Source organism: Serratia sp. CY47444, assembly GCF_052168635.1.
GTDB classification, from domain to species: domain Bacteria; phylum Pseudomonadota; class Gammaproteobacteria; order Enterobacterales; family Enterobacteriaceae; genus Serratia; species Serratia bockelmannii.
In genome coordinates this window covers 848,132-853,842 of the sequence record NZ_JBJNMH010000001.1, presented here as the reverse complement: position 1 = coordinate 853,842, position 5,711 = coordinate 848,132, and the positions used below count along the sequence as shown (strand labels likewise).

At 55.3% G+C, this 5,711-nt stretch carries 3 protein-coding genes; 2 read left to right on the top strand and 1 reads right to left on the bottom strand.

Annotated features, from left to right (window positions below; genetic code table 11):
- Positions 1-156 precede the first annotated feature (156 nt).
- Positions 157-2,313, top strand: coding sequence for a TonB-dependent siderophore receptor (locus ACJ8IL_RS03890; RefSeq protein ID WP_173889993.1), 2,157 nt, complete (start codon positions 157-159; stop codon positions 2,311-2,313).
- Positions 2,314-2,648: 335 nt separating this feature from the next.
- On the opposite strand, the gene ACJ8IL_RS03885 is transcribed toward ACJ8IL_RS03890, so the two are convergent.
- Positions 2,649-3,398 carry an AraC family transcriptional regulator gene (locus ACJ8IL_RS03885; RefSeq protein ID WP_173889991.1) on the bottom strand — a complete coding sequence of 250 codons (750 nt, stop codon included), beginning with the start codon at positions 3,396-3,398 and terminating at the stop codon, positions 2,649-2,651.
- A 219-nt stretch (positions 3,399-3,617) separates the two neighbouring features.
- Between ACJ8IL_RS03885 and ACJ8IL_RS03880 the strand changes: the two genes are divergently transcribed.
- Positions 3,618-5,708 carry a TonB-dependent siderophore receptor gene (locus tag ACJ8IL_RS03880; RefSeq protein ID WP_442516352.1) on the top strand — a complete coding sequence of 697 codons (2,091 nt, stop codon included), beginning with the start codon at positions 3,618-3,620 and terminating at the stop codon, positions 5,706-5,708.
- Positions 5,709-5,711: the final 3 nt, after the last annotated feature.

The window sequence follows — 5,711 nt, the reverse complement described above, 5'->3', positions numbered from 1 at the left end:
TCCTTTCTCTTCAGGCACTCACAGCAAAATCGAGTGCCATTCATTCTTCCCCTGGTACTGACAACAAAAAAAGCAGAATAGATGATTGCGCTTTGATTGTTATGTTATAACATTGCAAATAATTATCATTTCACCTTTTAGGGAGTTTGGGGCCTTATGCAAAACAGGGCACAGAAATGGCCATCGCTGAAACCACTCAGCTTGGCCTTGATGGCAATCATGGTGGCATCGCAGGCCAGTGCAGAAGAGACGATAAATGTCGTCGCCGAATCTGCCGACAGCAGTGGATTGGTCGCAACACACAGTCAGAGCGCAACCAAAAGTGATACGCCATTACTGGAAACGCCGCAGTCGATCTCAGTGATTACTCGTCAACAGATGGATATGCAGAACGTTCGCTCTTTAAATGAAGCGCTGCGTTACACACCGGGCGTGGCGGCGGAGCAATGGGGTGGGGTGAGTGCGTTTGACCAGTTCTCAATTCGCGGATTCAATTACGGCTCCACCGGATTTAACGATCAGTTTCTCGACGGATTGCGCATGAACAACGGGATTGTTTATGGCTATCAACAGGTTGATCCCTTCCTGCTGGAGGATATTACCGTGGTGCGTGGCCCGGCTTCTGTGCTGTATGGCCTGGCCAGTCCGGGTGGAATTATCGCGATGCAGAGTAAACTGCCCACTGCGAAGACCATTCGCCATGTTGAGCTGGAAGGGGGAAATCATCAGTATCAGCGCGGCTCTTTCGATTTTGGCGGAAAAGTCAATGATGACGGCACGGTACTTTACCGCGTGGTCGGGACGGCAACGACCAAAGAAGGTCAGGAGCGGGGCACCGAAATGCGGCGCTGGGCGTTAGCGCCTTCCATTACTTTTCAGCCTGACTACTATAACAAGCTCACGATTTATGCGCGTGCGCAAAATGATCCTAAAATGGCAGCCCAGACTTCCCTGCCTGTTGCCGGTACGGCCAAATACAATCCTAACGGTAAATTACCGACAAACGCTTATCCAGGCGAGCCGGATCACAATACCTTTTCGCGTAAGCAGGCCTCTGTTGGCTATAGCGCAGAACACTACTTTAATGATGACTGGGATGTCACCCTGAATGGTCGCTACAGTCAGATGACATCAAAATATAACGCGGTGATTTTTGCCGGATTGCAGGACGATATGCGTACCATCAACCGATCAATCGCCGCATCTGACGAGCATTTCAATACCATCAATCTCGACAATCAGCTGCACGGACATTTCACTACGGCGGATATTGATCATCAACTTCTGGTTGGCATGAGCTGGGATCGCTTTACCGGGCACGGCAATTACGCCGCTTCTTATGATGTCCCCACGCTGGATATCTACAACCCGGTTTATGGCCAGGCCACCTACGGCACGCCTGAGAACTATCAGGATACGCGGCTGATGAATACACAGACCGGTTTGTATGCTCAGGATCAGCTGAGCTATGAAAAATGGCGCGCCACGGTGGGGGTGCGTCATGACTGGTCAAGCGTGCGTACCACTGACTTAATGGGTTACAGCGCGGATACCAAACAGCGTGATGAAGCCACAACCTGGCGTGCCGGCGTCAATTATCTGTTTGATAACGGTATTGCTCCGTATTTCACATACGCTCAATCATTCCAGCCGATCAACTCTGTGGACAGCAGCGGGAACGCGTTTGATCCCTCGCACGGCGAGTTGTATGAGGCAGGTATTAAGTATCAGCCCAAATCTTTGCCAGCGTTATTCTCTATCGCCGCCTTTAATCTTACCCAGGACAAAGTCCTGACCACTGATCCCAACAACATCAACTACTCGGTACAGGGCGGGAAGATTCGTTCCCGCGGCATTGAGTTAGAAGCGCGTGGCCAACTGACTGACCAGTTCAGCATCATCGGATCCATGACCTGGCAGAATGTGGAATACACCCAGGACAGCAATCGCGATGTCGTTGGGCGCACCCCACTGCGTATACCTACCCGTTTCGGTTCGTTGTGGGTCAACTGGGAAGCGCCGGAGTCCAGCTTTGCTTCCGGGTTTGGTGCAGGTGTGGGGGGACGTTTCAGCAATGGTACCAAAGGCGGCACCATGGAGAACCAGTTCAGCACCGCTGGCTATGGCGTGATGGATGCCGAAGTGCATTTCGATCTGGGACATCTGGCTTCCAACCTAAAAGGTGGAAAGGTGCAGGTCACCGCGCAAAACCTTACCGATCGTAAGTACATCACCAGCTGCTTTACCGAATCTCAGGGCTGTTTCTATGGGGCTGAGCGTGCCGTGATAGCGAAGCTGAGCTGGGATTTTTAAATAGTGCTTACTGTATAAATTACACAATTTATTACGAGATAAAATATGAATATTGTCATTCGCTGGTGCCGCTGGTTTTCCGGAAAAAGCAGGTCAAGACAGTACTGGAAAAGGGTTCACTTCTTAATCGTGATGGTCAAGCAAAGTAAATCTTACAAATCACTGCCTTTGATATCTCACCACTCACGGCATCAGCGATCCGCGTTTAAATGTTGCCTGCGGAGATATCAGTAACCCGGAACAATTGGCTACTCTGATTAACGAGAGGACAGACAGAGTGTTTCATCTGGCGGCTCTTGTTTATGGCATTCTTTCATTTGAAACTCGCCCGACTTTCACGCTTCCAGCGCGCTTTGAATATAGCGTTGCGGCGATACGCCCAGTTTTTTGCGAAACATGGCGATGAACGCGCTAGGGCTGGCATAACCCAGTTCGTGGGCCAGTTGACCCACGGCCACGCCGCGCGCCAGATTGCACACCGCCTCCAGCAGGCGAATTTGCTGGCGCCATTCCGAAAAGCTCAGCTGCGTCTCTTCGCGGAACAGCCGGGCCAGGGTGCGTTCGCTGGCGCCGACCTTTTTTCCCCACCAGGCGAGCGTTTCGCCATGGCCCAATTCGCGGCACAAAGCATCACATACCTGGCGCAGGCGCCGGTCGTTCGGCAGGGTCACGTGGCACAGTTGGCCGCTTTGCATGCGTTGAAACTCATCGCTCAGCAGATTTTGAATGAGCGTAAGCCGTTCGGCGGAAATGGCGTTTTCAAGCCCGGCGGCAATCAGGGGATGCAACAGAGGAGTGGCGCTCAGCCCCTGCGGCCGTGCACCATAGCGGCGAGAAAAGGGCGGCGTAAAGTAGATGTTGTGCGTCACGACGTCATTGATGGCTTCCAAACCGTGCGGTGTGCCGCTGGGGAGCCAAATGGCGCGGCCCGGCGAGAGCAGCCAGATATGCTGCGCGGTGGCGATTTTCGCCACGCCGCGCAGCGGCAAAATCAGCTGCCCCTGCTCATGCTGATGGACGGGCTCTTGGCTGCCGGGGCTGTAGCGCAGCTGGCGCAGGCCTTCAATAGCGTGATGGGATGTCATGTTTACCTGCCTCTGTCCGGTTCTCACCATTTGTGCCTATTGCTGCGATAACGGACAACGTTTGTCCGTCTGGCGACATCCTGACTGTCGGTAGCGCTATTCTGCCATGAACGGGCTTCTCTTTTAAAGTTGAATAATTATCATTTCCATCAAATTCTACTAACAGTCGGAAAGGCGATGAGACAGATGGGCAAATTTTTCAGGGAAAAACCGTTGAAAGTGCTGGTATATACGATAATCGCAGGCTATAGCGGGCAAGCGTTTACCGCGGATAGCGGGCAGAATACCACAAAAGAAGAGACTCTGGTGGTGAGCGCGGCGGCGTCTCAGGATCAGGATGACGAGAGCTCGCTGGTGGCGCACGGCGCCGCCTCCGCGACGAAGTCAAACCAGCCGATTAGCCGCACTTCACAAAGCATCTCGGTGGTGACGCAAGCGGAGATTGATGCGCAGGCGGCGAAAAACGTCCCGCAGGCGCTGCGCTATGTTTCCGGCGTCAACTCGGAGAGCGCCGGGCCGGATACCCGTTTCGATACCATCATCGTGCGCGGTTTTGAAGCCGACGAATACCTTGATGGTCTGCGGCTGCCGCGCGAAGCGTGGTGGAGCCGTCCGGCGTGGGATCCGTTCCTGCTGTCGCGTATCGAAGTGGTCAAAGGCCCTTCCTCGGTACTGTATGGCCAGGCGAATCCCGGCGGGATCGTCAACCTGGTCAGCAAAACGCCGCAGGCGACCCCGTCCGGTGAGGTGTATGTCAGCGCGGGCAACGAAAACCAGTTTGGCACCGGCGTCGATGCCACCGGGCCACTGAACGATAACGGCACGCTGTTGGGGCGCGTGGCGGGGACCTTTTTTGATACCGAAACCCAGGTCGACCACACCCGCTATCAGCATTATGACATCGCGCCGTCGCTGACGTGGCAGCCGGATGCGCACACCAGCCTGACGATTATTTCGCAGCTGCGCAAAGATCCGGACAGCGGATTCTACAACCAGATGCCGCTTTCCGGCACCTTGACGCCTAACCCGTACGGCCACATCTCGACCCGTTTTTACGGCGGCCAGCCGGGCTTCGACAAGTACGAACGCAAGCAGGGCAGCATCGGTTACCAGTTCCGGCACGATTTCAACGATACGGTGACTTTCCGCCAGAATCTGCGTTACCTCAGCAGCACCGGCGACTATCTGATGGTCTATCCATGGGGTGTGCATGCGGATGCGCCGCTCATCGATCGCTATTCGATGAACCTGAAGGAGAGCATGACCAACTTCGCGGTGGATAACCAGGCTGAATTCCACTTTGATACCGGTCGGGTGAAACATACGTTGCTGACCGGGATTGATCGCATGCATACCTCGGTGCGCAGCCAGTCGGGCTACGGCGACGCCAGCCCGATTAATTTCCTCAACCCGGACTATAGCGTGCCGGTGGTCACACCGCCGTTCGACAGCAGTACGCACAATACGCTCGATCAAACCGGGCTCTATCTCCAGGATCAACTCGAACTGGGAGGCTGGATCCTGAACCTTGCCGGCCGTTACGACGCGGCGAAAACCAAAAGTATCGACCTGCTGAACGACGCTCGCACTGAGCGCAGCGACTACGCGACGACCGGGCGCGCCGGGCTGTTGTACCACTTCGATAACGGATTGGCGCCTTACATCAGCTATTCCACGTCGTTTGTGCCGAGCAGCAGCAATGACTTTTACGGCCACGCCTTTAAACCGACCGAAGGCAAGCAGACGGAAGTGGGGTTGAAATACGATCCGGTCGGGCTGGATGCCTTGTTTACCCTGGCGTTGTACGACCTGCGGGAAAACAACGTGGCGACCGCCGATCCCGATCACCCGAACTTCAGCGTGCAGACCGGCGAAGTGCGCTCGCGCGGGGTTGAGCTTGATGGCCGCATCAACATCACGCCGGCGTGGTCGGTGTTGGCGTCGTACAACCTGACCGATCCGAAAGTGCTGAGCGCCAACGACGATACGCAGGGCAAGCGTCCGGTGGGCATTGCGCGCAATACCGCCAAGCTCTGGAGTCAGTACGCCTTCGACGGCGCGCTTGACGGCGTGACGCTGGGCGGCGGCGTGCGCTATGTCGGTACCAGCTACGCCACCTCGGACAACGGCCTGAAGGTGCCGGCGGCCACGGTCTACGATGCGCGCGTCGGCTATCAGTGGCGCCAATGGCAGCTGGCGCTCAATGCCGCCAATCTCGGCAACAAAACCTACCTGGCTTCCTGCTCAGACAACGGCTGCGAGTATGCGCTGAAACGCCAGTACATCGCGACCCTCAGCTATAAGTGGTGACTG